At 53.3% G+C, this 26,038-nt stretch carries 26 protein-coding genes; 20 read left to right on the forward strand and 6 right to left on the reverse strand.

Going from position 1 to position 26,038, the window contains the following annotated elements; translation table 11 throughout:
• Window positions 1–48 precede the first annotated feature (48 nt).
• From ygjJ to SK38_RS19060, 3 genes are all read left to right on the forward strand, one after another.
• Window positions 49–1,110 carry a protein YgjJ gene (ygjJ, locus tag SK38_RS19050; protein WP_032945071.1) on the forward strand — a complete coding sequence of 354 codons (1,062 nt, stop codon included), beginning with the start codon at window positions 49–51 and terminating at the stop codon, window positions 1,108–1,110.
• Window positions 1,111–1,126: 16 nt separating this feature from the next.
• A complete protein-coding gene (gene ygjK, locus SK38_RS19055) occupies window positions 1,127–3,478 on the forward strand; it encodes an alpha-glucosidase (protein WP_048236815.1) in 2,352 nt (783 codons plus the stop codon).
• Window positions 3,479–3,707: 229 nt separating this feature from the next.
• Window positions 3,708–5,726, forward strand: coding sequence for an oxidoreductase (locus tag SK38_RS19060; protein ID WP_048225661.1), 2,019 nt, complete (start codon window positions 3,708–3,710; stop codon window positions 5,724–5,726).
• A 53-nt stretch (window positions 5,727–5,779) separates the two neighbouring features.
• Here the strand turns inward: SK38_RS19060 and rlmG are convergent, their stop codons facing one another.
• Window positions 5,780–6,916: a 23S rRNA (guanine(1835)-N(2))-methyltransferase RlmG gene (rlmG, locus tag SK38_RS19065; RefSeq protein ID WP_008785866.1), complete on the reverse strand. Its 1,137-nt coding sequence runs from the start codon at window positions 6,914–6,916 to the stop codon at window positions 5,780–5,782.
• Between the two features lie 82 nt (window positions 6,917–6,998).
• On the opposite strand from rlmG, the gene SK38_RS19070 reads away from it, so the two are divergent.
• The 4 genes from SK38_RS19070 (at window position 6,999) to sstT (ending at window position 11,297) form a co-directional block, all read left to right on the forward strand.
• The gene (locus tag SK38_RS19070; protein WP_008785867.1) at window positions 6,999–7,499 is read left to right on the forward strand and encodes a M48 metallopeptidase family protein; all 501 of its coding nucleotides are present in this window, start codon (window positions 6,999–7,001) and stop codon (window positions 7,497–7,499) included.
• A 72-nt stretch (window positions 7,500–7,571) separates the two neighbouring features.
• Window positions 7,572–8,570: a Gfo/Idh/MocA family protein gene (locus tag SK38_RS19075; RefSeq protein ID WP_048225663.1), complete on the forward strand. Its 999-nt coding sequence runs from the start codon at window positions 7,572–7,574 to the stop codon at window positions 8,568–8,570.
• A 271-nt stretch (window positions 8,571–8,841) separates the two neighbouring features.
• Complete coding sequence (locus SK38_RS19080; protein WP_048216385.1) at window positions 8,842–9,810, forward strand: TerC family protein; 969 nt, start codon at window positions 8,842–8,844, stop codon at window positions 9,808–9,810.
• A 242-nt stretch (window positions 9,811–10,052) separates the two neighbouring features.
• Window positions 10,053–11,297 (forward strand): serine/threonine transporter SstT, encoded by a 1,245-nt coding sequence (gene sstT / locus SK38_RS19085; protein ID WP_048215489.1) that lies wholly within the window; start codon window positions 10,053–10,055, stop codon window positions 11,295–11,297.
• A 19-nt stretch (window positions 11,298–11,316) separates the two neighbouring features.
• Here the strand turns inward: sstT and SK38_RS19090 are convergent, their stop codons facing one another.
• From SK38_RS19090 to uxaC, 3 genes are all read right to left on the reverse strand, one after another.
• A complete protein-coding gene (locus tag SK38_RS19090; RefSeq protein WP_048236817.1) occupies window positions 11,317–11,868 on the reverse strand; it encodes a YgjV family protein in 552 nt (183 codons plus the stop codon).
• Window positions 11,869–12,006: 138 nt separating this feature from the next.
• A complete protein-coding gene (locus SK38_RS19095; RefSeq protein WP_008785871.1) occupies window positions 12,007–13,494 on the reverse strand; it encodes a UxaA family hydrolase in 1,488 nt (495 codons plus the stop codon).
• A gap of 15 nt (window positions 13,495–13,509) precedes the next feature.
• Complete coding sequence (gene uxaC / locus SK38_RS19100) at window positions 13,510–14,922, reverse strand: glucuronate isomerase (RefSeq protein WP_048236818.1); 1,413 nt, start codon at window positions 14,920–14,922, stop codon at window positions 13,510–13,512.
• 471 nt (window positions 14,923–15,393) lie between these two features.
• Here uxaC and SK38_RS19105 point away from each other — a divergent pair, with 471 nt between their 5' ends.
• The 11 genes from SK38_RS19105 to SK38_RS19155 all read left to right on the forward strand — a co-directional run bounded on the left by SK38_RS19105 (window position 15,394) and on the right by SK38_RS19155 (window position 22,674).
• Window positions 15,394–16,695: an MFS transporter gene (locus tag SK38_RS19105; RefSeq protein WP_048215487.1), complete on the forward strand. Its 1,302-nt coding sequence runs from the start codon at window positions 15,394–15,396 to the stop codon at window positions 16,693–16,695.
• 134 nt (window positions 16,696–16,829) lie between these two features.
• On the forward strand, window positions 16,830–17,606 hold the full coding sequence (gene exuR, locus SK38_RS19110; RefSeq protein WP_003828559.1) for a transcriptional regulator ExuR: 777 nt from the start codon (window positions 16,830–16,832) through the stop codon (window positions 17,604–17,606).
• A gap of 349 nt (window positions 17,607–17,955) precedes the next feature.
• Complete coding sequence (yqjA, locus tag SK38_RS19115; RefSeq protein WP_003828561.1) at window positions 17,956–18,618, forward strand: DedA family general envelope maintenance protein YqjA; 663 nt, start codon at window positions 17,956–17,958, stop codon at window positions 18,616–18,618.
• A gap of 18 nt (window positions 18,619–18,636) precedes the next feature.
• On the forward strand, window positions 18,637–19,005 hold the full coding sequence (gene mzrA, locus SK38_RS19120) for an EnvZ/OmpR regulon moderator MzrA (protein WP_162623447.1): 369 nt from the start codon (window positions 18,637–18,639) through the stop codon (window positions 19,003–19,005).
• Between the two features lie 148 nt (window positions 19,006–19,153).
• Entirely contained in the window at window positions 19,154–19,522 is a 369-nt protein-coding gene (locus tag SK38_RS19125; RefSeq protein WP_032941739.1) for a DUF1090 domain-containing protein, read from the forward strand.
• Window positions 19,523–19,555: 33 nt separating this feature from the next.
• Window positions 19,556–19,861, forward strand: a complete 306-nt coding sequence (locus SK38_RS19130) for an ElaB/YgaM/YqjD family protein (protein ID WP_003024832.1) — start codon at window positions 19,556–19,558, stop codon at window positions 19,859–19,861.
• A 2-nt stretch (window positions 19,862–19,863) separates the two neighbouring features.
• Complete coding sequence (locus tag SK38_RS19135) at window positions 19,864–20,259, forward strand: phage holin family protein (protein ID WP_003828567.1); 396 nt, start codon at window positions 19,864–19,866, stop codon at window positions 20,257–20,259.
• On the forward strand, window positions 20,259–20,558 hold the full coding sequence (locus SK38_RS19140) for a YqjK-like family protein (RefSeq protein WP_003828569.1): 300 nt from the start codon (window positions 20,259–20,261) through the stop codon (window positions 20,556–20,558). Before SK38_RS19135 ends, SK38_RS19140 begins: the two co-directional genes overlap by 1 nt.
• A gap of 173 nt (window positions 20,559–20,731) precedes the next feature.
• Window positions 20,732–21,124 (forward strand): DoxX family protein, encoded by a 393-nt coding sequence (locus tag SK38_RS19145; RefSeq protein ID WP_048236819.1) that lies wholly within the window; start codon window positions 20,732–20,734, stop codon window positions 21,122–21,124.
• Between the two features lie 72 nt (window positions 21,125–21,196).
• The gene (gene yqjG, locus SK38_RS19150; RefSeq protein ID WP_008785878.1) at window positions 21,197–22,183 is read left to right on the forward strand and encodes a glutathionyl-hydroquinone reductase YqjG; all 987 of its coding nucleotides are present in this window, start codon (window positions 21,197–21,199) and stop codon (window positions 22,181–22,183) included.
• A gap of 125 nt (window positions 22,184–22,308) precedes the next feature.
• Window positions 22,309–22,674 carry a DUF805 domain-containing protein gene (locus tag SK38_RS19155; RefSeq protein ID WP_008785879.1) on the forward strand — a complete coding sequence of 122 codons (366 nt, stop codon included), beginning with the start codon at window positions 22,309–22,311 and terminating at the stop codon, window positions 22,672–22,674.
• Between the two features lie 108 nt (window positions 22,675–22,782).
• On the opposite strand, the gene yhaJ is transcribed toward SK38_RS19155, so the two are convergent.
• The gene (yhaJ, locus tag SK38_RS19160) at window positions 22,783–23,679 is read right to left on the reverse strand and encodes a DNA-binding transcriptional regulator YhaJ (protein ID WP_003024855.1); all 897 of its coding nucleotides are present in this window, start codon (window positions 23,677–23,679) and stop codon (window positions 22,783–22,785) included.
• 104 nt (window positions 23,680–23,783) lie between these two features.
• Here yhaJ and SK38_RS19165 point away from each other — a divergent pair, with 104 nt between their 5' ends.
• Together SK38_RS19165 and SK38_RS25045 are read left to right on the forward strand one after the other, a co-directional pair.
• Window positions 23,784–24,485 carry a pirin family protein gene (locus tag SK38_RS19165; protein WP_003024860.1) on the forward strand — a complete coding sequence of 234 codons (702 nt, stop codon included), beginning with the start codon at window positions 23,784–23,786 and terminating at the stop codon, window positions 24,483–24,485.
• 26 nt (window positions 24,486–24,511) lie between these two features.
• On the forward strand, window positions 24,512–24,661 hold the full coding sequence (locus tag SK38_RS25045; RefSeq protein WP_003828578.1) for a hypothetical protein: 150 nt from the start codon (window positions 24,512–24,514) through the stop codon (window positions 24,659–24,661).
• 54 nt (window positions 24,662–24,715) lie between these two features.
• Here SK38_RS25045 and SK38_RS19170 read toward each other — a convergent pair whose 3' ends face one another.
• Window positions 24,716–26,026, reverse strand: a complete 1,311-nt coding sequence (locus SK38_RS19170; protein WP_048236821.1) for an L-cysteine desulfidase family protein — start codon at window positions 26,024–26,026, stop codon at window positions 24,716–24,718.
• Window positions 26,027–26,038 lie beyond the last annotated feature (12 nt).

The following is a 26,038-nucleotide window of genomic DNA, read 5'->3' on the forward strand; positions in this document are numbered from 1 at the left end:
CGGGTATATAACAATAAAAATTATATTTTATTTGCTTAGGATCGAAGCATGAAAAATATTAGCCATTGTTGCAGGGCAATTATTGCCCTGCCCTTTTTCTGCGTCTCCTCTCTGGGTGCAGAAGAAGTTCGCCCTGCAGAACACGACGATACGAAAACGCCAGAAATATCTTCCCCCTCATTTCGCTTTTATGGCGAATTGGGCATGGGGGGATATATGGATTTAGAAGGACAAGACAAACATAAATACAGTGATGGTACCTATATAGAAGGTGGCCTGGAGATAAAACACGGCTCTTGGTTTGGTCTGATCTACGGCGAGGGCTGGACCGTGCAGGCCGACCATCAGGGCAATGCCTGGGTTCCTGACCATAGCTGGGGTGGATTCGAGGGCGGGATCAACCGCTTTTACGGCGGTTATCGTACCAATGACGGAACGGAGCTGATGCTCAGCCTGCGCCAGGACTCTTCGCTGGATGACCTGCAATGGTGGGGGGATTTCACTCCAGACCTGGGCTACGTTATTCCCAACACCCGTGACATCATGACTGCCATTAAGGTGCAAAACCTGACCGGTCCTTTGCGCTACAGCGTGACAGCAACGCCCGCCGGACACCACGACGAGAGCAAAGCCTGGCTGCACTTTGGTAAATACGATCGCTACGACGATAAATATACCTATCCGGCCATGATGAACGGCTATATCCAGTACGACCTGACTGAAGGTGTAACCTGGATGAACGGCCTGGAGATAACAGATGGTACCGGACAGCTGTTCCTGACCGGCATCCTTTCGCCCAACTTCGCCGCCCGCGCCTGGCACCACACGGGCCGCGCCGACGGGCTGGATGTGTCCGGCACCGAAACCGGCTATATGGTCAGCGCAATGTATGAAGCGCTAAAAGGCGTTTACCTCTCCACTGCTTATAGCTACGCCAAACACCGACCGGATCGCGCCGAGGACGAAACCACTTCCTTTATGCAGTTCGGTATCTGGTATGAATACGGCGGCGGCCGTTTCGCTACCGCCTTCGACAGTCGGTTCTATATGCAGAATGCATCCGGCGACCCGAGCGACCAAATCTTCCTGATGCAATATTTCTATTGGTAACAAGGACCGGAATACCATGAACATGAAACCTATTCTTACGCCGCTGGCCTGTATCCTGCTGATGAACTTCTCCGCACATGCCGCCAGTGCTAACGACTTTAAAAACATCATTAATCGCACCGGTGCGCCGGGCTACATGCATGACTACGATCACGACGACCACCAGCGCTTTAATCCATTTTTCGATCTCGGTGCCTGGCACGGTCATTTGCTCCCGGACGGCCCTGCAACGATGGGTGGTTTTCCAGGCGTGGCGTTGCTGACCGAAGAATACATCAATTTTATGGCCAATAATTTTGACCGTCTGACGGCGTACCAGCACGGTAAAAAGGTCGATTTCGCGCTTGAGGCCTACAGCATTCCCGGCGCGCTGGTGCAAAAGCTGTCATCTAAGCATGTGCAAATAGAGATGACGCTGCGTTTTGCCAGCCCGCGCACCTCGCTGCTGGAAACCAAAATCACCAGCAACACGCCGCTGGATCTGGTGTGGGACGGCGAGCTGCTGGAGAAACTGGAAGCCAAAGAGGGAAAAGTGCTGTCGGATAAAACCATTGATAGCGAATTCCCTGGCTATCAGCGCAAAATCACCGCCACGCACGACGGTCTGAAAGTCACCTTCGGCAAAGTGCGCTCAACCTGGGATCTGCTCACCTCCGGTGAGTCGGAGTATCAGGTGCATAAATCTGTCGCTATGAAAACCACGGTTAACGGTCATCGCTTTACGGGGAAGGCCCATATCAGTGGTTCGACAACCATTTACACCACCTGGTCTCATCTGCTTACCGCCGAGGATGTAGCGAAAGAGCAGCCGCAGATCCGCGATATTCTGGCGCGCCCGGCCTGGTATCTTGCTGCATCACAAAAGCGCTGGGCAGATTATCTGCAAAAAGGCTTAACCAACCCGGATGCCACAACGGAACAAACCCGGGTCGCGGTAAAAGCTATTGAAACGCTAAACGGCAACTGGCGCTCGCCAGGCGGTGCGGTAAAACACAATACCGTGACGCCATCGGTCACCGGCCGCTGGTTCTCCGGCAACCAAACCTGGCCGTGGGACACCTGGAAGCAGGCCTTCGCTATGGCGCACTTTAACCCGGAGATCGCCAAAGAGAATATTCGCGCCGTCTTTTCATGGCAGGTTAAACCCGGTGATCCGGTTCGCCCGCAGGATGCCGGATTCATTCCCGACCTGATTGCCTGGAATCTCAGCCCAGAACGCGGCGGCGACGGCGGTAACTGGAACGAGCGCAACACCAAGCCCAGCCTGGCGGCCTGGTCGGTGATGGAGGTCTACAACGTCACCAAAGACAAGGCCTGGCTCGAAGAGATGTATCCAAAGCTGGTTGCGTATCACGACTGGTGGCTGCGTAACCGCGATCATAACGGCAACGGCGTGCCGGAATACGGCGCTACCCGCGATAAAGCCCACAATACTGACCGCGGCGAAATGTTGTTTACGGTGAAAAAAGGCGACAAGGAAGAAACGCTCTCCGGGCTTAACAACTACGCCACCGTGATCGATAAGGGTCAGTATGACAGCCTGGAGATCCCAGCACAGGTTGCCGCCTCGTGGGAGTCCGGTCGTGACGATGCGGCTGTATTCGGTTTTATCGATAAAGATCAACTGGATAAATACGTCGCGGGCGGTGGAAAACGCAGCGACTGGGTGGTGAAATTTGCCGAAAACCGCAGTAAAGACGGTAATTTGCTGGGTTACTCGCTGTTGCAGGAGTCAGTCGATCAGGCCAGCTACATGTACAGCGACAACCATTATCTGGCGCAGATGGCGACCCTGCTCGGCAAACACCAAGAGGCGCAGCGCTATCGCCAACTGGCGCAAAACCTCGCAGATTACATCAACACCTGCATGTTCGATCCGGCAACAAAATTCTTTTATGACGTTCGTATTGAGGACCAACCGCTGGCAAACGGCTGCGCGGGTAAACCGATCGTCGAACGTGGCAAAGGGCCGGAAGGCTGGTCGCCGCTGTTTAACGGCGCAGCAACGCAGCCCCATGCGGACGCAGTGGTTAAGGTGATGCTCGACCCCAAAGAGTTCAACACCTTTGTCCCACTTGGCACAGCGGCGCTGACCAACCCGGCTTTTGGTGCGGATATCTACTGGCGCGGGCGCGTCTGGGTGGATCAGTTCTGGTTCGGGCTAAAAGGGATGGAGCGTTACGGCTATCGCGATGACGCGTTAAAACTGGCGGATACCTTCTTCAGCCACGCCAAAGGCCTCACCGCTGACGGTCCGATTCAGGAAAACTATAACCCGCTGACCGGCGCACAGCAGGGCGCACCGAATTTCTCCTGGAGCGCGGCGCATCTCTATATGCTGTATAACGATTTTCTTAAAAAACAGTAATCTGTGACATAACGCCGGATGGCGCTTCGCTTATCCGGCCTACAAAGATACATTTCCACAGGCCGGATTAGGTGCTTGCACCGATATCCGGCATATTCGTCCTCTGGCTCCACTCCTTTTTTGAATCCCATCACAATCACGGCATTCCCCTTTTCCCTTTTACGCGGCGACGGCTAAATTATTAACTCATCCGACCACATAACAATAATTTTACATACTGGACACCTTTATGAGCTATCCGTCGCTGTTCGCCCCGCTCGATTTAGGCTTCACCACGCTTAAAAACCGCGTGCTGATGGGTTCAATGCATACCGGGCTGGAAGAGTATCCTGATGGTGCAGAACGGCTGGCCGCGTTCTACGCCGAGCGCGCCCGTCACGGCGTAGCGTTAATTGTGAGTGGAGGCATTGCCCCTGCGCTTTCCGGCGTGGGAATGGAAGGCGGTGCGATGCTGAACGACACCAGCCAGCTTGCTCACCATCGCGTGATTACCGATGCCGTGCATGACGAAGGCGGCAAAATCGCCCTGCAGATCCTGCACACCGGACGTTACAGCTACCAGCCGCATCTGGTGGCGCCTTCTGCTATTCAGGCACCCATTAACCGCTTTACGCCACATGAATTAACACACGATGAAGTGCTGCAGTTGATTGAAGATTTTGCCCACTGCGCACAGCTGGCGCGGGAAGCGGGCTATGATGGCGTGGAAGTGATGGGGTCGGAAGGGTATCTCATCAACGAATTCCTGACACTGCGTACCAACCAGCGCGATGACCAATGGGGCGGTGAGTATGCCAACCGCATGCGGTTTGCCGTTGAGGTGGTACGAGCGGTACGTCAGCGTGCCGGGAATGACTTTATTATTATCTTCCGCCTGTCGATGCTCGATCTGGTGGAAAACGGCGGAACCTTCGACGAAACCGTTCAGCTGGCGCAGGCTATAGAAGCCGCGGGGGCCACCATTATTAACACCGGTATTGGCTGGCATGAGGCACGTATTCCCACTATCGCTACCCCGGTACCGCGCGGTGCGTTTAGTTGGGTGACGCGTAAGCTGAAAGGGCATGTGACAATCCCACTGGTCACCACCAACCGCATTAACGATCCCCAGGTCGCCGATGACATTCTGGCCCAAGGCGATGCCGATATGGTGTCGATGGCCCGTCCGTTCCTCGCCGATGCCGAGCTGCTGTCAAAAGCGCAAACCGGACGAGCGGATGAGATCAACACCTGTATCGGCTGTAACCAGGCCTGTCTGGATCAGATCTTCGTCGGCAAAGTCACCTCTTGCCTGGTCAATCCGCGCGCCTGCCATGAAACCAAAATGCCGATCGTTGCGGCAGCTGTGCCGAAAAATCTGGCGGTTGTCGGTGCGGGGCCTGCGGGCCTCGCCTTCGCCATTAATGCCGCAGCGCGCGGGCATCACGTGACGCTGTTTGACGCGCATGGCGAGATTGGCGGGCAGTTTAATATCGCCAAACAGATCCCCGGCAAAGAAGAATTTTATGAAACCCTGCGCTACTACCGCCGAATGATCGACGTGACTGGCGTGACCCTGAAGCTGAATCACTTTGTCAGCGCACACGATCTGCACACTTTCGACGAAGTGATCCTTGCCAGCGGGATCGAGCCACGCATGCCGCCGATCGAGGGGATCGATCATCCGAAAGTGCTGAGCTATCTCGACGTGCTGCGCGATAAAACACCGGTGGGCAAACGCGTGGCGATCGTGGGCTGCGGCGGGATTGGTTTCGATACCGCAATGTATCTGAGTCAACCCGGTGAACCCACCAGCCAGAACATTGCGGAGTTCTGCGTGGAATGGGGGATCGACACCAGCCTGCAACAGCCTGGCGGCTTACGCCCGGAAGGCCCGCACTTATCCCGCAGCCCGCGCCAGATAGTGATGTTACAGCGAAAAGCCAGCAAACCGGGGCAAGGTTTAGGTAAAACGACGGGCTGGATCCATCGCGCCACCCTGCTCTCACGCGGCGTGAAAATGATCCCGGCAGTCAGCTATCAGAAGATTGATGATGATGGGTTACACGTTGTGTTGAACGGTGAACAGGTGATCTTTAACGTGGATAACGTGGTGATTTGTGCCGGACAAGAGCCGCGCCGTGAGCTGGTCGATCCGCTGCACGCGGCAGGTAAAACGGTGCATCTGATCGGCGGCTGCGATGTGGCGATGGAACTGGATGCCCGACGCGCTATTGCGCAAGGCACCAGGCTGGCACTGGAAATTTAACAGGATGTATTTCGTAGGCCGGATAAGGCGTTAGCCGCATCCGGCACCCGCTATTACCGACGGCGACCGGTTTTGACCGCTTTCAGCACCACGAATTTATTATTGGTGGCGATGGTTACGCAGTTGCCGAAAATCTTCTTCAGCTTGTGGAAGTAGTCGAGGTGACGGTTAGCCACAATATACAGCTCACCGTTGATTTTCAGGCAGCGACGGGCGTGGTGGAACATTTCCCAGGCAATGTTATCCGTCAGCGCGTGCTTCTGGTGGAACGGTGGGTTGCACAGCACAGCGTTAAAGCGGAACGGTTCAACGCCAGACAGCGCGTTGTTAATCATAAACTCACAGCGATCCAGCGCTTCAGGCATGTTACTTTCCACGTTCAGGCGGCTTGAAGCCACCGCCATTGGCGATTCATCAACAAATACCACACTGGCTTCTGGGTTTTTCGCCAGCAGCGTCATACCGATGACGCCGTTGCCGCAACCGAGATCAACAATCTCCCCTTCAAGGTTTTCCGGCAGATGCTCGATAAAAAAGCGCGCGCCGATATCCAGCCCGGTACGGGAGAAGACGTTGGCGTGGTTATGGATAGTCCAGTCGGTGCCTTCCAGCTTCCAGCTTAGCGTTTGCGAGGCAGCGGCCAGCTCCGGTTTGCTGAACGTACAGTTGATCAATCGGGCTTTTTTCCACGCCAGCGTAGTGGTGGTTGGACCCAGCACTTTTTCAAACAGTTCCAGCGTCGAGGTATGTACATCACGCGCTTTTGCCCCGGCGATGATGCGCGTTTCTGGTGTTACCACTTCGCGCAGCGCACGCAGTTGCTGCTCCAGCAGCGCCATGGTTTTTGGCAGCTTAATCAGCACCACACCCGGCGCCTGCGGATAGTCAGCGGTACTGTCGAGGAACTTGACGCTCGACTCGGCAATATCGTTGTGACGCAGGTTCTCGCGCGTGGCAAGCTCGCTAAGATAGGAATCGCCGATGCTGTACGGCGTATGTTCCGCCAGCGCACAGCCCAGCGCGCCGAAGGTATCATTCAGGATCAGCACCGGGCCGCTAATCTCGGTATCGTCCAGCTGTTGCAGCAGATATTCATCTGCAGCTTCCCACGCCAGCAGCGGGTTAACGTCATCCGTTTCCGGGAAACGTTTAAGTGACAGCGAACGGAAACCGTTGTCTATGTGGCTCATCGGCCCTCCTGAATGGTAAAATTTCGGCGTATCCCTGAAAAGGGTGCGTGAGTATACACTTTTATGATTTGCGTGGACATGAATGAACCAACTAACTTACCTCCAGGGCTACCCGGAACATTTGCTTTCTCAAGTGAGAACGCTGATTGCTGAGCAACGCCTGGGCGCAGTGCTGGAGAAGCGCTATCCGGGTACGCATGACTTCGCGACCGACAAAGCGCTCTGGCAATATACCCAGGATCTGAAAAATCAGTTTCTGCGTAACGCCCCGCCGCTGAATAAAGTCATGTATGACAGCAAGATCCACGTTCTGAAGAATGCGTTGGGACTGCATACCGCCGTCTCTCGCGTGCAGGGCGGTAAGCTCAAAGCCAAAGCGGAGATCCGCGTCGCCACCGTGTTTCGCAGCGCCCCAGAACCCTTTTTGCGTATGATCGTCGTTCATGAACTGGCGCATCTGAAAGAAAAAGAGCACGACAAAGCGTTTTACCAGCTTTGCTGTCATATGGAGCCTCAGTATCATCAACTGGAGTTCGATACCCGCCTGTGGTTAACGCAACAATCGTTAAAGCAAACTGCGTAGTCGCGCACTGGCTTTGTCTTCAGGGCATGCTAAATTGACGAAAGAATCCCTTTTCGCAGCCTGAAGGCCTTTATGATACGTTTCGCAGTAATTGGCACAAACTGGATCACCCGCCAGTTTGTCGATGCCGCCCATGAAACCGGCAAATATAAGTTAACCGCAGTCTATTCTCGTAGCCTTGAGCAGGCGCAGACCTTCGCCAACGATTACCCTGTCGAACATCTGTTTACCTCGCTGGAAGCGATGGCGCAAAGCGAGGCGATCGACGCCGTCTACATAGCCAGTCCAAACTCTTTGCATTTCCCGCAGACCGAGCTGTTTTTGCGGCACAAAAAGCATGTTATTTGCGAAAAGCCGCTGGCCTCCAATCTGGCGCAAGCCGAAGCCGCTATCGCCTGCGCGCGTGAGAATCAGGTCGTGCTGTTTGAAGCGTTTAAAACCGCCTACCTGCCTAATTTCCTGCAGTTACAGCAATCACTACCCAGAGTAGGAAAAATCAGGAAAGCGTTTATCAATTACTGCCAGTACTCCTCGCGTTACCAGCGCTATCTGGACGGTGAAAATCCGAACACGTTTAATCCGGCATTCTCCAATGGCTCGATTATGGATATCGGTTTTTACTGCCTGGCCTCAGCGGTTGCGCTGTGGGGCGAACCGCTGAGCGTTCAGGCCAGCGCCAGCCTGCTGGAAAGTGGCGTGGATGCCCACGGCGTGGTGGTGCTGAATTACGGTGATTTCAGCGTTACGCTCCAGCACTCAAAAGTAAGCGACTCGGTATTAGCCAGTGAAATTCAGGGCGAGTCGGGATCGCTGGTCATCGAGCATATCTCCGAATGCCAAAAGGTGTGCTTCGTGCCACGTGGGGGAAAAACGCAGGATCTGACGACGCCTCAGCACATCAATACTATGCTGTATGAGGCAGAGGCTTTTGCCCATTTGGTTGAATCCGGCGAAGTGGATCACCCGGCACTGGCCGTCAGCCGTATTACCGCCAAACTGCAAACGGAGATTCGCCGCCAGACCGGCGTGGTTTTCCCGGCAGACGAAGCGGAAACATCGCTGACTGCGTAAAGGTGTGTAAAACGAATGTTGCAGGCCATTGACTGAAAGCATGGCCTGTAATATTTTGTAACCCGCAAAGGGGAGTAACTTCGTTGTCGGTTGATCGTCATTACGATGTGTGAAAAACCACATCCGGTCACCGGGCGATAACAAAGGAATACGCCACCGTATTCCTTTGTTGTTGTAAGTGAGACCTTGCCGAATGGCAAGGTCTATGCATAAAAAGCAGCGGCTAACGTCATTCGGCGTTGGCCGTTTTTTTTATGCATGGGGAAATACAATGAATACTGTCGGCACACCGTTGTTATGGGGTGGCTTCGCTGTCGTAGTAGTAATTATGCTGGCCATCGACCTGCTGTTGCAGGGGCGTCGTGGCGCGCATACGATGTCAATGAAGCAGGCTGCAGCCTGGTCTATCGTCTGGGTAACGCTCTCGTTACTGTTTAACGCCGCCTTCTGGTGGTACCTGGCGGAAACCCAGGGGCGCGCCGTTGCCGACCCACAGGCGCTGGCGTTCCTTACCGGCTATTTGATCGAAAAATCACTGGCGGTAGATAACGTCTTTGTCTGGTTGATGCTGTTCAGCTACTTCTCCGTACCGCCTGCGTTGCAGCGTCGGGTACTGGTGTATGGCGTGCTGGGTGCGATTGTGCTGCGTACGATCATGATCTTCGCGGGCAGCTGGCTTATCACCCAGTTTGAGTGGCTGTTATACGTGTTCGGCGCGTTCCTGTTGTTTACCGGCGTGAAGATGGCGCTGGCGAAAGAAGATGCCTCCGGTATTGGCGACAGACCGTTAGTACGCTGGCTACGCGGTCATTTGCGCATGACCGATACCATCGAAGATGAAAAATTCTTCGTGCGTAAAAACGGCCTGCTGTTTGTTACGCCGCTGATGCTGGTGTTGATTCTGGTTGAGCTGAGCGATGTGATTTTTGCCGTCGACAGTATTCCGGCTATCTTTGCCGTGACCACCGACCCGTTCATCGTGCTGACCTCGAACCTGTTTGCTATTTTGGGTCTGCGTGCGATGTACTTCCTGCTGGCGGGCGTGGCGGAGCGTTTCTCCATGCTGAAGTACGGCTTGTCGGTCATTCTGGTGTTTATCGGTATTAAGATGCTGATCGTCGATTTTTACCATATCCCGATCGCTATCTCGTTAGGCGTGGTATTTGGCATTCTGTTTGTGACGCTGGTTGTTAACGCGTGGGTCAACCACCAGCACGATAAAAAGCAGCAAATACAGTAAGTTTCATCTGCTAGCTGAAAAGCCCGACAGCACACTGCGTGCGTCGGGCTTTTTGTTTATCATGTCAAAATAATGTTAAGTTAAAGTTATAAAATATGATCTCAACGCGGAATCCAGGATATTTCGCTTCCCGAACCGCGTTCTTTCCTTATACTCAGCCATGCAAACATTTGCCCGATCCTGAAAGATGCGTCAACAGAACGCACAAAGGTAAGGCAACAACACAATGAAAGGATTACTACATGACTACGCAACGTTCATCGGGGCTACTCTCGCGTTTGGCGCAAGGGAGCCTGGTTAAACAAATTTTGATCGGTTTGGTACTGGGGATTTTACTGGCACTGGTGTCAAAACCTGCGGCTGAAGCCGTTGGTTTGCTGGGTACGCTGTTCGTCGGCGCATTAAAAGCCGTCGCGCCAATTCTGGTTCTGATGCTGGTGATGGCTTCTATCGCCAACCACCAGCACGGGCAAAAAACCAATATCCGCCCCATTCTGTTCCTCTACCTGCTCGGAACATTTTCAGCAGCATTAACCGCCGTTGTCTTCAGCTTTGCTTTCCCATCAACACTGCATCTTTCCAGCAGCGCGGGGGATATCGTACCGCCATCCGGGATTGTTGAAGTGATGCGTAGCCTGCTGATGAGCATGGTTTCTAACCCAATTGATGCTCTGCTGAACGCCAACTATATTGGTATTCTGGTATGGGCCGTAGGTCTGGGCTTTGCACTGCGCCACGGCAATGAAACGACCAAAAATCTGGTCAATGATATGTCCAACGCCGTCACCTTTATGGTGAAGTTGGTCATTCGTTTCGCACCGATCGGTATCTTCGGCCTGGTCTCCTCCACGCTGGCAACCACCGGTTTCGCAACGCTTTGGGGCTACGCCCAACTGCTGACCGTACTGGTAGGCTGTATGCTGCTGGTGGCGTTTGTGGTCAACCCACTGCTGGTCTTCTGGAAAATTCGCCGTAACCCGTACCCGCTGGTGCTGGCCTGTCTGCGTGAAAGTGGCGTGTATGCCTTCTTTACCCGCAGTTCGGCGGCAAATATTCCGGTGAACATGGCACTGTGTGAGAAGCTGAATCTGGATCGTGATACCTATTCGGTGTCTATCCCGCTGGGCGCCACCATCAATATGGCGGGCGCGGCGATCACCATTACCGTACTGACGCTGGCGGCGGTGAATACGCTGGGTGTTCCGGTTGATTTACCGACGGCGCTGTTACTGAGCGTGGTGGCTTCACTGTGTGCCTGCGGTGCATCGGGCGTGGCGGGCGGTTCTCTGCTACTGATCCCGCTGGCATGTAATATGTTCGGTATCCCGAATGACATCGCCATGCAGGTTGTTGCCGTTGGCTTTATCATCGGCGTATTGCAGGATTCCTGTGAAACGGCGCTGAACTCTTCTACAGACGTCCTGTTTACCGCTGCGGCCTGCCAGGCTGAAGACGAACGTCTGGCAAATAACGCCCTGCGCGGATAATCTCTAAGCCCCTCCGTCATCAGGCGGAGGGGTTCTCTTCTTGTACGCTTTTTTCAATTTTGAACGGATCAATTCCGCGTTTTTGCATCCGCCGGAAGCGAATAATGTTCAGGCCGTTCATCACCAGAAAACTCCCTTCGATCATCGTCCCACCAATCGATCCCAGCCAGAAATTATGGATAACCCAACAGGCAGTTGCGCACCACATGACGCAGCGCACGGTTAACCCTTTGCAGCGAAACAGCGCCCAGGTGCTGGCCAGCGTGCCAATTATCGGCAACAGCTCCATCGCATGCTGTAATTTCGCCAGCCCGAGAACCAGGGTGAGGACAATAAAAAGGGTCATTACCCACAGTTTGCGGGTATGCATTGAGACAAGTGTGCGGATGGTGTTGAGTTCTGCGCTCATGCCTGCAGGCCAGGCGCCCATCAGGAAAAAATGCACGCCAATGGTGGCGCTATAGACGGCGAGTTGCAGCCGGAACCGGCGCTCATCGCGATTGAAAAAGGTGGTAATGCCGATCAGAAAGGCGATGACACCTACGCCCTGGGCCAGCCAATACGCGGTCATGCAAGCAACCCCAATTCTATCTCGTAGGCCGGATAAGGCGAGTTCGCCGCCATCCGGCAACGGTTTGTGCCTGATGGCGCTGCGCTTATCAGGCCTACGGTTTGCGCAGACCTGCATGCAGGTACCATCAGGTATTTACTACAACGTTACGCCGCTTTTAAATATCGCTAACTCTCTAAAATCATTCCGCTCGTTGCAGGTTTGCTTGCCGTTGGCGAAATCGACGATGGTATCGACAAATTCTTCCAGTAACTGCGGCATCGCTTTACCATGGATCAACTGTCCAGCGTCAAAATCGATCCAGTGCTTTTTCTTCGCCGCCAGCTCGCTGTTGGTGGCAATTTTCACCGTCGGCACAAAACCACCGTAAGGTGTACCTCGACCGGTACTGAACAGCACCATATGACAGCCCGCGCCCGCCAGGGCGCTGGTCGCCACCGCATCGTTACCCGGTGCGCTCAGCAGGTTCAGACCATGCGTCTTCAGACGTTCGCCGTAGCGCAGTACGTCCACCACCTGGCTGGAGCCTGCTTTTTGCGTGCAGCCGAGAGATTTATCTTCCAGCGTGGTGATACCGCCCGCTTTGTTGCCCGGCGATGGGTTCTCGTAGATCGGCTGGTCGTGAGCAATGAAGTACTGCTTGAAGTCATTGACCATGGTGACCAGCTTGCCAAAGGTTTCTTCATCGCGGCAGTGGTCCATCAGCAGTTGCTCGGCGCCGAACATTTCCGGTACTTCGGTCAGTACGGTGGTGCCGCCGTTGGCAATCACGTAGTCAGAAAAACGACCCAGCATCGGGTTGGCGGTAATACCGGACAGGCCGTCAGAGCCGCCGCATTCCAGACCAAACTTCAGCTCACCCAGTTTACCTGGCTCACGCTTATCGTTACGCATCACGTTGTACAACTGGTGAAGATGTTCAATCCCCGCTTCCACTTCGTCTTCCTGATGTTGGCAGACCATGAAGTGAACGCGCTCAGGATCGTACTCGCCTAAGGTTTCGCGGAAGGCATCAACCTGGTTGTTTTCACAACCAAGGCCAACCACCAGCACCGCACCCGCATTCGGGTGACGCACCATGTTTTGCAGCATGGTGCGGGTGTTAATGTGGTCGTCGCCGAGCTGTGAACAGCCGTAGGTGTGGCTGAAGAGATGTACGCCGTCGATTCCTTCGGCATCGTTAGTCTCTTTCAGAAAACGGTTCTGCATCTGGCGCGCCATGGCGTTAACACAGCCAACCGTCGGTAGGATCCACAGTTCGTTGCGCACGCCAACATCGCCGTTGGCACGACGGTAGATCTGCACATCGCGATCCGCCGGTTGTGCAACTTCCGCCTGAAAATCAGGGTGGTAGCTATACGTGTCCAGGTCGCTCAGATTGGTGCGCGTGTTGTGAGCATGAATATGCTCACCCGCCGCAACGTCCACCAGCGTATGGCCAATTGGCAAACCGTATTTAATGACGTTTTCGCCTTTCGCAATATCGCGTAAAGCGAATTTATGGCCACGAGAGACCGCCTGACGCAGGGTTACCGCCTGCCCATCAACGGTGACTTCGGTTCCTTCAGCCAAATCAGCGAGCGCTACCGCGACGTTATCCAGCGCATGGATCTTGATGTATTGCATACCTTCACCTGGACCTTAGTTCAGTTCAATGGCGAAGTAATCACGCGCATTGTTAAAGCAAATATTTCTGACCATTTCACCCAGCAACTGGATATCTGCCGGTGCTTCACCTGCAGCAACCCAACGGCCAATCATCTGGCACAGAATCCGACGGAAGTATTCATGGCGCGTGTATGACAGGAAGCTACGGCTATCGGTCAGCATGCCGACGAAACGGCTCAGCAGGCCGAGCTGGGCCAGCTGCGTCATCTGACGTTCCATCCCGTCTTTCTGATCGTTGAACCACCAGCCGGAACCGAACTGCATCTTGCCCGGCATACCTTCGCCCTGGAAGTTGCCGATCATGGTGCCCAGCACTTCGTTATCACGCGGGTTCAGGCAGTAGAGAATGGTTTTCGGCAGCAGGTTCTGTTCGTTCTGCTTGCTCAGCAGTTTGGACAGTTCTTCAGCCATCGGACGGTCATTGATGGAGTCGAAGCCAACATCCGCGCCCAACAGTTTGAACTGGCGCAGGTTGTTATTACGCAGCGCGCCGATGTGGTACTGCTGTACCCATTCGCGACGAGCATATTCCGCACCAAGGAACACCAGCACGGCAGTTTTAAACTGGGCAACTTCATGCTCGCTCAGGGTTTCACCCGCCAGGCGACGCGCCAGAATGCTATCCAGTTCAGATTCGTTAGATTCGGCAAACAGCACCACGTCCAGCGCGTGGTCAGAAACTTTACAGCCGTGAGCCGCGAAGTGATCCAGACGTTTGGTCAGTGCAGCTTGCAGATCGCTGAAGCGGCGGATATCCGTGTCAGACACTTCACCGAGCTTCGCCATGTAGTCATTAAAGGTCGCCAGCTCAATATTAAAGGCTTTATCCGGACGCCAGCTCGGCAGCACTTTCACATCAAAGCTTCCGTCTTTAGCAACGGCCGCATGGTGCTCCAGAGAGTCGATCGGGTCATCGGTAGTGCCGACCATTTTCACATTCATCTGCTGCATGATGCCGCGCGCGGAGAATTGATCCTGCGCCAGCAGCTCGTTGCACTGGTTCCAGATTTCATCAGCAGTCGCAGGAGAAAGCAGCTTACCTGTAATACCAAACGGGCGACGTAATTCGAGGTGGGTCCAGTGGTACAGCGGGTTACCGATAGTGTGCGGAACCGTGGCGGCCCATGCGTCAAACTTCTCGCGATCGGACGCATCGCCGGTACACAGGCGCTCAGCGACGCCGTTGGTACGCATCGCACGCCATTTGTAGTGATCACCCTTCAGCCAGATGTCATACAGGTTATTAAAACGGTAGTTTTCAGCGATTTGTTGCGGTGGTAAATGGCAGTGGTAATCGAAGATCGGCTGGTCTTTGGCGTAATCATGGTACAGACGGCGGGCAAATTCGGTGTCCAGCAGGAAATCTTCAGTCATAAACGGGGTCATTATCGTCTTCCTCTCAACGAGTGCGTCAGATTGCTTATGTTTTGATGTTGACAAAGTTATCACACCAATTTCCATACACTGAAGATATTTTCGTGAGTTAGATCAACAAATGGTGACAAAAAAATTACTCTCAAAGAGGTAAATCACGCGTCAAGCCGCGCCAGCGCTGGCTTTGCTGAATCGAAATAATGACCACACGAAGATTCACACTTTTGTGATGGCACTCACCTTTTAAAGCTGTATGACAAGTTATCTTTTGGCCGTCGCGATACATAAGCCGACGGAATGCAAATTACCGATGTATAACCATCGGATTGACCGGTACGGAAACCGAATTAGCACAATTATTGACATGGCAAAGTTCGGGGAGTACCGGCTTTTTTTCGGTCCCCCCTCGTAAAAGAACATCCTCCGCCCTGAACTGGAAGATGACCGCTCGTTCGCGGACATAACAAAACGATGAGGTTTTACATGCGTAAAATTAAAGGGTTACGTTGGTACATGATTGCACTGGTGACGCTTGGCACCGTGCTGGGTTACCTGACACGTAACACTGTGGCGGCAGCTGCGCCAACTCTGATGGAAGAGTTACACATCTCCACTCAACAGTATTCCTATATCATCGCAGCGTATTCTGCTGCTTACACCGTAATGCAACCCGTTGCCGGCTACGTGCTCGATGTGCTCGGCACAAAAGTTGGTTACGCGATGTTCGCCGTTCTGTGGGCCGTCTTCTGTGGCGCGACCGCACTGGCTGGCAGTTGGGGTGGACTGGCGCTGGCGCGTGGCGCGGTAGGTGCCGCTGAAGCCGCAATGATCCCTGCGGGTTTGAAAGCCAGTTCTGAGTGGTTCCCGGCAAAAGAACGTTCAATTGCCGTTGGGTACTTTAACGTCGGCTCTTCTATCGGTGCGATGATTGCTCCGCCGCTGGTCGTCTGGGCAATCGTCATGCACAGCTGGCAGATGGCATTCATTATTTCCGGTGCGCTGAGCTTCATCTGGGCGATGTGCTGGCTTGTGTTCTACAAACACCCGCGCGACCAGAAAAAGCTGTCTGATGAAGAACGTGATTACATTCTGAATGGTCAGGAATCACAGCATAAAAACAACACCTCGAAAAAAATGTCGCTCGGTCAGATCCTGCGTAACCGCCAGTTCTGGGGCATCGCACTGCCGCGTTTCCTGGCAGAGCCGGCCTGGGGTACCTTCAACGCCTGGATCCCGCTGTTCATGTTTAAAGTCTACGGCTTTAACCTGAAAGAGATTGCGATGTTTGCCTGGATGCCGATGCTGTTTGCTGACCTGGGCTGTATCGTTGGGGGCTACTTACCGCCGCTGTTCCAGCGCTGGTTCGGCGTTAACCTGATCGTTTCACGTAAAATGGTCGTCACCATGGGCGCATTGCTGATGATTGGCCCAGGGATGATTGGTCTGTTCACCAGCCCGTACATTGCTATCGCCCTGCTGTGCGTTGGCGGCTTTGCTCACCAGGCGCTGTCCGGTGCGCTGATTACGCTTTCTTCTGACGTATTTGGTCGTAATGAAGTGGCAACGGCAAACGGCCTGACCGGTATGTCCGCCTGGCTTGCAAGTACGCTGTTTGCACTGGTTGTTGGCGCACTGGCTGACACTATCGGCTTTAGCCCGCTGTTCGCCGTACTGGCGGTCTTCGACCTGCTCGGCGCACTCGTTATCTGGACGGTCTTGCAAAACAAATCGGCCAGCGAGGTCGACTCGGGATCACAGACTGGCGATCCCGCTCCGCAAAATTAACCCGCTGTTTTTCATCAAGGGTATATAATGCGAAGCCGCCAGTCATCTGGCGGCTTTTTTATCGCCGCGAGTGGAGCAGTAATCGCAAAAGTGGTATAACAAATATAGTCTGCCGTATCATGCCTGGAGCGCATATGGAAATCACCGAACCACGACGTTTGTACCAACAACTTGCAGCTGATCTGAAAGAACGCATTGAGCAAGGCGTCTATCTGGTGGGTGACAAACTCCCTGCCGAGCGCTTTATCGCCGATGAAAAAAATGTCAGCCGTACCGTGGTTCGTGAAGCAATTATCATGCTCGAGGTAGAGGGTTACGTTGAGGTACGCAAAGGATCGGGGATCCACGTCATTTCCAACCAACCCAGACATTATGTTGCGCCAGATGAAAACCTGGAATTCGCCAGCTACGGTCCTTTCGAACTGCTCCAGGCGCGTCAGCTCATTGAGAGTAACATTGCCGAGTTTGCTGCCACCCAGGTGACCAAACAGGACATCATGAAGCTGATGGAGATTCAGGAGAAATCACGAAACGAAAAAAGCTTTCGTGACTCCGAGTGGGATCTCCAGTTCCATGTGCAGGTCGCCCTGGCAACGCAGAACTCGGCTCTGGCCGCGATTGTTGAAAAAATGTGGACTCAGCGCATTCATAACCCCTACTGGAAGAAACTGCACGACCACATCGACCTGCGCACGGTTGATAACTGGTGTGATGACCATGACCAGATCCTTCGGGCGCTGATTCGCAAAGATCCTCATGCCGCCAAACTGGCGATGTGGCAGCATCTTGAGAACACGAAGCAGATGCTGTTTAACGAAACCAGCGATGATTTTGAGTTCAATGCGGACCGTTATCTATTTACCGAAAATCCGGTCGTTCATCTCGATACAGCGGCTAACAGCGCAAAATAAACAATCTTATCAATGCAGGCGCGACCACGCGCCTGTTTCTGACACTTGGTAAGCATTAGGTATAAAATGTCAGCCTGTGTAAATCCTCTCGCCTCCCTCCATTGCGATAAGCAAAATCACAGTTCAACAACCGTAATTTCTATAACGGACTACGTTGACCTTTGTTACAATTAGATGCTGTTTGAATTTTTTGTGTTTAAGAGCTTGCTAACTTCACAACTTTACAGGGAATAGTTCAGGCCGTGAATTTGTATCAAACCGCGAGTCATGTAAAAAATATTAATAAAATCGTGGTGTTACAAAACCCAGAAAACCGGCATGACGACAACCGATTCTCCAGGAATATTGAATGGAACTACTGACTCAATTACTAAATGCTTTATGGGCTCAGGATTTTGAAACGCTGGCCAATCCTTCCATGATTGGCATGCTCTATTTTGTACTCTTTACCATTTTGTTTCTGGAAAACGGACTGCTGCCAGCAGCCTTTTTACCTGGCGACAGTTTGCTGGTACTGGTCGGCGTACTTATTGCCAAAGGCGCAATGGGTTTTCCGCAAACGGTACTGCTGCTCACCACCGCAGCCAGCCTTGGTTGCTGGCTCAGCTATATACAAGGTCGATGGTTGGGTAATACCCGCACCGTGCAAAACTGGTTATCTCATCTTCCGGCACATTATCATCAGCGTGCGCATCATCTGTTCCATAAGCATGGCTTGTCTGCGCTGCTGGTCGGCCGCTTTATCGCGTTTGTCAGAACATTACTGCCGACCATCGCAGGATTGTCCGGCCTGAACAATGCGCGCTTTCAGTTCTTCAACTGGATGAGCGGACTGCTTTGGGTCCTTATTCTCACATCGCTGGGCTATCTGCTGGGCAAAACACCGGTGTTTCTCAAATATGAAGATCAGCTGATGTCTTGCCTGATGCTGCTTCCTGTGGTGTTACTGGTGTTTGGTCTGGCAGGTTCACTGGTTGTTCTTTGGAAAAAGAAATACGGGAACCGAGGGTAAATTATGCTGAAATCATGCATAACGCTCCGACGACTTGCCTGGTCCACCACTTTTATGTTGTTCATCGGCGCGTTGCTCCTGACCTGGTCGGTCATTCGCCAGCAGGAGTCAACGCTTGCCATTCGCGCCGTAAACCAGGGAGCCAGCATGCCTGATGGCTTCTCTATCTGGCATCACCTGGATGCCAACGGCATTCGTTTTAAAAGCATCACTCCGCAAAATGACGCCCTGCTGATTACCTTTGATTCCAGTGCGCAGAGCGCAGCGGCAAAGGTCGTACTGGATCGAACGTTACCGCACGGTTTCGTTATCGCTCAGCAGGATGATAATAATCAGGCGGTTCAGTGGTTATCCCGCTTACGTGAGACCCCACACCGTTTTGGTTAATTTCCAGGAATCTGAATTAGATCACTCACTTTGGTGATTTCACCGTTTAGCGCCTATGATTAATAAACTGGGTTTATGACCCAACGCTTTATTATTCTGGAGCATCGACCCTAAACGACGAGGTCGAATCACAATGGAAGGTTCAAGAATGAAATACCGCATCGCTTTGGCAATTAGCCTTTTCGCTCTCAGTGCCGGCAGCTACGCCACCACCCTCTGTCAGGAAAAAGAACAAGACATTCAGCGGGAGATTAGCTATGCCGAAAAACACAACAATCAGAGCCGTATCAATGGGCTGAACAAAGCGCTGAGCGAAGTCAGAGCAAACTGTACTGACAGCAAACTGCGCGCTAACCATCAGAAAAAGATCGCCGAGCAGAAAAATGAGATTGCCGAGCGTCAACGTGACTTAGCCGAAGCTAAGCAAAAAGGCGATGCGGATAAGGTAGCAAAGCGTGAACACAAGCTTGCTGAAGCCCAGCAAGAGCTAAAAGAACTCGAGACCCGCGATTACTAAGTACGGTAACTAGCCACTCAACTGGAGAAAACTATGTCGAAAGATAATGCTACGGAAAACCTGCGCGCTGAGCTGAAATCTCTTGCGGATACGCTTGAAGAAGTACTTAGCTCCTCTGGCGATAAGTCGAAGGAAGAGATGAGTAAAATTCGCAGCAAAGCCGAACATGCGCTGCGCGAGAGCCGCCATCGTCTGAGTGAAACCAGCGATGTAATTGCCAAACAGACCCGTGAAGCCGCGGCTAAAGCCGATAACTACGTGCGCGAAAACCCATGGACAGGCGTCGGCATTGGCGCTGCAGTCGGTGTGGTGCTTGGTGTACTGCTGTCGCGCCGTTAACAATGGCTGATTCTCAACACGCACAAGGTCCAGGCAAAGGCGTACTGGGTATTGGACAGCGGATCCTGACGATTCTCGTTGAGATCGTAGAAACACGGCTGCGGCTGGCCGTCGTTGAGCTGGAAGAGGAAAAAGCCAATCTCATCCAGATCCTGCTGATGCTTGGGCTGACTATGCTGTTCGCGGCGTTTGGCCTGATGAGCCTGATGGTGCTTATCATCTGGGCCATTGACCCTCAATACCGCCTGAACGCCATGATTGCCACCACCGTTGTGCTGTTGCTGTTAGCGCTGATTGGCGGGATATGGACGCTGCGTAAAGCACGCAAAACAACGCTGCTACGCCATACACGCCAGGAACTCGCTAATGACAGGCAAGCCCTGGAGGATGATGCATAATGAGCAGCAAAGTCGAACGTCAAAAGCGTAAGGCGCAACTGCTTGGACAGATCCAGCAGCAACGGCTGGATCTGTCTGCGACTCGCCGCGACTGGCTGGAAGCCACCGAGGTCTACGATCGTGGCTGGAAGACGCTACTGAACCTGCGTGGCTGGGTGTTGGTCGGGAGCAGTATTATGGCGGTTCGCACCATCCGCAACCCGAATCTGCTGGTACGCTGGGCTAAGCGCGGCTTTAGCGTCTGGAGCATCTGGCGTCTGGTGAAATCAACCATCAGACAGCAGCAACTGCGCGGCTAATCCTTTCCTTACCCCCAACCTCAAAATTTTTGAAAAATACTGACAGTTTTCCTTGCTAACAATTCTCATTAAGCACGTTTATGATTCTCTCCATCGACAGCAACGACGCGCTCTGCAGCGTCGATGCACAAAAAAACACAATAAGCCGCCTGAGTGGTTTCCTGGAGAGTATGATGAAGAAATTAGAAGATGTTGGTGTACTGGTAGCGCGCGTTCTGATGCCAATCCTGTTTATTACCGCAGGTTGGGGAAAAATCACCGGATATGCGGGTACCCAACAGTACATGGAAGCCATGGGCGTCCCAGGATTTATGCTGCCGCTGGTGATTCTGCTTGAGTTTGGCGGCGGTCTGGCAATTCTGTTCGGTTTCCTGACCCGTACAACCGCGCTGTTCACCGCAGGCTTCACATTGCTGACGGCGTTCCTCTTCCACAGCAACTTTGCGGAAGGTGTGAACTCTCTGATGTTCATGAAAAACCTGACCATCGCAGGCGGTTTCCTGCTGCTGGCTATCACCGGTCCAGGCGCATTTAGTATTGACCGCGTGCTGAATAAAAAGTGGTAATCAAACTATACTGAACACATCAAAAAGCGAGGAGATATCTCCTCGCTTTTGCTATCTGAGGAGGCGAAAATCATGGGACAACTGATTGACGGCGTCTGGCATGACACCTGGTACGATACCAAATCAACCGGTGGAAAATTTCAACGTTCTGCATCGGCTTTCCGTAACTGGCTCACCGCGGATGGCGCGCCTGGCCCGACCGGTGAAGGTGGCTTTGCTGCCGAAAAAGACCGCTATCATCTGTACGTTTCTCTGGCCTGTCCGTGGGCGCATCGCACGCTGATTTTGCGCAAACTCAAAGGGCTGGAACCGTTTATTTCCGTTTCTGTTGTGCATCCGCTGATGCTGGAAAACGGCTGGACCTTTGACGATAACTTCCCGGCGGCAACCGGCGATACCCTGTATCAACACGAATTTCTTTATCAGCTCTATTTACACGCCGATCCGCACTACAGCGGTCGGGTCACCGTTCCGGTGCTGTGGGATAAAAAGAACCACACCATTGTCAGCAACGAATCTGCAGAAATCATCCGCATGTTTAACACCGCGTTTGATGCGCTGGGCGCGAAAGCCGGAGATTACTATCCCCCTGCCCTGCAAAGCAAAATCGACGAGCTGAACGGCTGGATTTATGACAACGTTAATAACGGCGTGTATAAAGCCGGATTTGCCACCAGTCAGGAAGCCTACGACGACGCCGTGGATAACGTCTTTCAATCTCTGGCACGACTGGAGCAGATCCTTGGGCAACATCGCTACCTGACCGGCGACCAGCTAACCGAGGCCGACATTCGCCTGTGGACCACGCTGGTACGCTTTGATCCCGTGTATGTCACCCACTTCAAGTGCGACAAACACCGGATTAGCGACTATCTGAACCTGTACGGTTTCCTGCGTGATATCTACCAGATGCCGGGTATTGCGGAAACCGTCAATTTCGATCATATCCGCAATCACTACTTCCGTAGCCACAAAACCATTAACCCGACCGGCATTATTTCTGTTGGGCCGTGGCAGGACCTCAACGAACCTCATGGGCGTGACGAGCGTTTCGCCTGATTTACACAGGCCCCCATTTGGGGGCTAAATAATTAATACCGTAAATATTTACCATCATTTCATTCACAGCTATTCTTAATTTGATTACTTTAAAAACAAGTAATTGAATGCAGAACGAGGCAAAAATGGATTGGTATTTAAACGTATTAAAGAATTACTTTGGTTTTGGTGGCCGCGCACGTCGTAAAGAATACTGGATGTTTGTGCTGGTCAACATCATCTTCACATTCGTGCTGGGTATTCTGGACAGAATGTTTGGCTGGGAGCGCGCCGGTGGAGAAGGCATATTAACGACGATTTACGGGGTTCTGGTCTTTATTCCGTGGTGGGCGGTACAGTTCCGGCGTTTACATGACACCGATCGTTCAGCCTGGTGGCTACTGGTGCTGCTGATCCCGATCGTAGGCTGGCTGGTGATCATCATTTTCAACTGCCAAAACGGGACTCAAGGGAGCAACCGCTTCGGGCCCGATCCCAAACAGTTATCCTGACGTAGCATATGTAGATGCCTGATGGCGCTGCGCTTATCAGGCCTACAACATACTCCGTCTTCCAGGCCGGATAAGGTGCTTCGCACCGCATCCGGCGTAACAGTCAGGCTATTTACCCGCAAACAGCTTGGGGATTTCCCGCAGACACCAGGATTTCGCCTCGCCCATGCTGTCACGACGCCAGGCCATAATAATATCTATCTCGCTTGTCGATTCCGGACTAACGACCCGCAGCCGACCAGCCGCAATATCCTCTTCCACCAGCGGATACGGCATCGTCGCCACGCCAAGTCCTGCCAACAGCGCCTGACGTTTATCTTCTATCGTACTCACCGTCAGACGCGGCTGCTTATCCAGCAGTTGAACTGTCAGCACCGGACGTTCACGGGCGGTATCCGCCACCGCGATCCCACGGTATTTAACGCGGGTGACTTCCGATAACGGTTCCGGCTCCTGATGGATAGGATGATCCGGGGCCGCTACATAGACGTTCATCAGCGAGTACAGCTTGCGCGAGTTGATTTCTGAGGATGAGCGAAAATGCATATCCGGCGCAATCACGATATCCGCCCGCCCCTGCTCAAGACGCTCCCACGCCCCGGCCAGAACTTCGGTAATAACGGAAAGCTGGGTATTGGCCTTCCCGGCAAGCCTGTCGATCAGCGGGAAAAACGCCGCCGTCGGCACCAGCGCTTCGGTAACGATAGTCAGATGCGTTTCCCAACCGCGAGCCAATGCTTCGGCATCGGTAGTCAGTTTATCCGCAGCTTCCAGCAGTACGCGCCCGCGCTCCAGCAACATACGCCCAACGTTAGTGAATTTTGTGCGGTGGCCTGAACGGTCAAACAGCACCACGTCCAGCTCTTCCTCCAGCTTCTGCATGGTATAGCTAAGTGCGGAAGGAACGCGTCCCAGTTCGTCTGCCGCAGCAGCAAAACTACCGCGTCTGTCTATTGCGTCCATGACGCGTAACGCTTCAAGCGTTAAAGCCCTTTCTTTGGCCATCTCGTTCTCATTCAGGAAATTTGAACATACCGGGCAGAATATCTGGCTAACAATGCAGCGTCTAGCCATTTAACATAAAAGGAAGTAAAGAGAGGTCAAGAACTATGATTACTACCCGTACAGCCAAACAATGCGGGCAAGCAGACTACGGCTGGCTGCAGGCCCGTTATACCTTCTCCTTTGGACACTATTTTGATCCTAAACTGCTGGGTTATGCCTCGCTGCGTGTTCTGAACCAGGAAGTTCTGGCACCGGGGGCCTCTTTCCAGCCACGGACCTATCCGAAGGTGGATATCGTCAATCTGATCCTCGAAGGGGAAGCGGAGTACCGAGACAGCGAAGGCAACCATATCAAGGCCAAAGCAGGTGAAGTTTTGCTGCTCGCGACACAGCCCGGGATTAGCTATAGCGAACACAATATCAGCAAAGACAAACCGTTAACCCGGATGCAGCTCTGGCTGGACGCCTGCCCACAGCGTGAAAACGCCTGTGTACAGAAAGCCACGCTGGGAACCGGTAAGCATCAGTTGCTGGCCTCGCCGGACGGTGAACAAGGCAGCCTGCATCTGCGCCAACAGGTATGGGTACACCACGTTGAGCTACAGCAAGGTGAATCGTTGAGTTTTCAGTTACATGGGCCACGTGCTTATTTACAGTCGATTCACGGCAGATTCCATGCTGTGACGTCTGGCGCCGAAAAAGAAGCGCTCACCTGTGGCGATGGGGCATTTATTCGTGACGAAACTAACATAACGTTAGTCGCCGATACCCCGCTGCGCGCTTTGCTGATAGATTTGCCCGTATAGTCAGGGAAAACAATGGAGTACGACTATTGAGCAAGAAATCATCAAAAAAACGCCAGCCTCAGGTTGAGCCGAAAAAACAGGAAACAGTTACCTTCGGCTATGAAGAAATGCTGACAGAGCTGGAAGCGATTGTGGCCGATGCCGAACTACGGCTGGAAGACGAAGAAGCCGCCTGAACAGGCGGCTTAGACTTATGCCGGGTGGAGGCAACGCCTTACCCGGCCTACAGATTAATGTGCCTTACTGGCCATGATCTCAATAATCTGCTTGTCGGTTTCCTGCATTGAACGACACGCCAGCGCGCACAGGTTAGCGATAGATTGTTCCACGTTATGCGCCACAATCCCTTCGTTGCCGGTTACAGCAGTATCATCCAGCGCCATCAGTACCGCTTTCCACGCCGCGGAAGCACTGGTTGAGACTTTCATCGCGCAGCTGTTTGAAGCGCCATCGCATATCATTCCGCTCACGTCACCAATCATGCTGCTGATCGCCATCGCGATGGTGTTGTAGCGACCATCTACGATCCATGCCATCCCCGCTGCTGCCCCCATCGCCGCCGTAGTTGCCGCACACAGTGCAGACAAACGCGGAAGCTGATGATGGATGTAGATAGCGCTCAGATGAGACAACATTAGCGCACGTGCCAGTTTCTCCTCATCCGCGCCAAAGTGCTCAGCCACCACCATCACCGGAACAGTCGCGGTAATGCCCTGATTACCGGAGCCGGAGTTGCTCATGGCCGGCAGCGTCGCCCCGCCCATTCGCGCATCCGATGCCGCACTGGTGCGGATCAGAATAGAGGTGGAGAGATCGTTCGCCAACAGGCCACGCACACACTGCTTCTCAAGCGTAGTTCCGATGTGCAAACCCCAGTTACCGCGCAGCCCTTCCTGAGACAGCGCACCGTTCAGTTTTGCCGCATCGAGAATGAAGCGGATTGACTCAAACGGTACCGCGTTCACGAACGCCAGAATCTCTTCCAGCGAGGTGTGAGACAATACCGCCAGCGGCGACTCCTGTTCCTCTTCCTGAGCATTCTGTTCTGTGGTGAACACTACGCCCTTATTGGTTTCGATGTGCACAATGTTGGTATGACCGCCCACAATCGTCACGCACGCCCATCCTTCAGCGCTGTAAACCTTCGCGCGGGAAAAGAGGATGTCCTCGCAAGGCTCCTGCAGCATCACCGCAACCTTGCCAGCGCTCAGCATCGCTTTCGCATCGGCGATCGCTTGTGGTGACGCATCTTTCAGTACCTCTAAACCGGCACGGGCATTTCCCCCCAGCGCACCCAGCGCCGCCGCGACAGGTAACCCGACCATTCCGGTACCCGGCACGGTAACGCCCATGCCGTTTTTCATCAGGTTCGGTGAGACCCACGCGTCAATGCGTTCAACCGCGCCGTCCAGCTCAGAGGATGCAACCGCCGCCGCCAGAGCCAGAGAGATAGGTTCTGTACAGCCCAACGCAGGCTTAACTTCTTCCTGCACCGCGCGGATAAAACTATCCCATAATGGATTCAATGTAGTCTCAAACATAACAACAACCTT

The sequence above is a fragment of the Citrobacter sp. MGH110 genome, assembly GCF_001037515.1.
In the GTDB taxonomy this organism is placed as follows: domain Bacteria; phylum Pseudomonadota; class Gammaproteobacteria; order Enterobacterales; family Enterobacteriaceae; genus Citrobacter; species Citrobacter portucalensis.

Coding starts and splice junctions, on each gene's coding strand:
- uxaC (WP_048236818.1), bottom strand. CDS start 14,922: ATGACCCCGTTTATGACTGAAGATTTCCTGCTGGACACCGAATTTGCC.
- SK38_RS19080 (WP_048216385.1), top strand. CDS start 8,842: ATGAATACTGTCGGCACACCGTTGTTATGGGGTGGCTTCGCTGTCGTA.
- SK38_RS19165 (WP_003024860.1), top strand. CDS start 23,784: ATGATTACTACCCGTACAGCCAAACAATGCGGGCAAGCAGACTACGGC.
- SK38_RS19135 (WP_003828567.1), top strand. CDS start 19,864: ATGGCTGATTCTCAACACGCACAAGGTCCAGGCAAAGGCGTACTGGGT.
- ygjK (WP_048236815.1), top strand. CDS start 1,127: ATGAACATGAAACCTATTCTTACGCCGCTGGCCTGTATCCTGCTGATG.
- yqjA (WP_003828561.1), top strand. CDS start 17,956: ATGGAACTACTGACTCAATTACTAAATGCTTTATGGGCTCAGGATTTT.
- SK38_RS19140 (WP_003828569.1), top strand. CDS start 20,259: ATGAGCAGCAAAGTCGAACGTCAAAAGCGTAAGGCGCAACTGCTTGGA.
- sstT (WP_048215489.1), top strand. CDS start 10,053: ATGACTACGCAACGTTCATCGGGGCTACTCTCGCGTTTGGCGCAAGGG.
- SK38_RS19125 (WP_032941739.1), top strand. CDS start 19,154: ATGAAATACCGCATCGCTTTGGCAATTAGCCTTTTCGCTCTCAGTGCC.
- SK38_RS19170 (WP_048236821.1), bottom strand. CDS start 26,026: ATGTTTGAGACTACATTGAATCCATTATGGGATAGTTTTATCCGCGCG.
- rlmG (WP_008785866.1), bottom strand. CDS start 6,916: ATGAGCCACATAGACAACGGTTTCCGTTCGCTGTCACTTAAACGTTTC.
- yhaJ (WP_003024855.1), bottom strand. CDS start 23,679: ATGGCCAAAGAAAGGGCTTTAACGCTTGAAGCGTTACGCGTCATGGAC.
- exuR (WP_003828559.1), top strand. CDS start 16,830: ATGGAAATCACCGAACCACGACGTTTGTACCAACAACTTGCAGCTGAT.
- SK38_RS19070 (WP_008785867.1), top strand. CDS start 6,999: ATGAACCAACTAACTTACCTCCAGGGCTACCCGGAACATTTGCTTTCT.
- SK38_RS19090 (WP_048236817.1), bottom strand. CDS start 11,868: ATGACCGCGTATTGGCTGGCCCAGGGCGTAGGTGTCATCGCCTTTCTG.
- SK38_RS19075 (WP_048225663.1), top strand. CDS start 7,572: ATGATACGTTTCGCAGTAATTGGCACAAACTGGATCACCCGCCAGTTT.
- SK38_RS19105 (WP_048215487.1), top strand. CDS start 15,394: ATGCGTAAAATTAAAGGGTTACGTTGGTACATGATTGCACTGGTGACG.
- SK38_RS19095 (WP_008785871.1), bottom strand. CDS start 13,494: ATGCAATACATCAAGATCCATGCGCTGGATAACGTCGCGGTAGCGCTC.
- SK38_RS19130 (WP_003024832.1), top strand. CDS start 19,556: ATGTCGAAAGATAATGCTACGGAAAACCTGCGCGCTGAGCTGAAATCT.
- SK38_RS19060 (WP_048225661.1), top strand. CDS start 3,708: ATGAGCTATCCGTCGCTGTTCGCCCCGCTCGATTTAGGCTTCACCACG.
- SK38_RS19145 (WP_048236819.1), top strand. CDS start 20,732: ATGAAGAAATTAGAAGATGTTGGTGTACTGGTAGCGCGCGTTCTGATG.
- ygjJ (WP_032945071.1), top strand. CDS start 49: ATGAAAAATATTAGCCATTGTTGCAGGGCAATTATTGCCCTGCCCTTT.
- yqjG (WP_008785878.1), top strand. CDS start 21,197: ATGGGACAACTGATTGACGGCGTCTGGCATGACACCTGGTACGATACC.
- SK38_RS19155 (WP_008785879.1), top strand. CDS start 22,309: ATGGATTGGTATTTAAACGTATTAAAGAATTACTTTGGTTTTGGTGGC.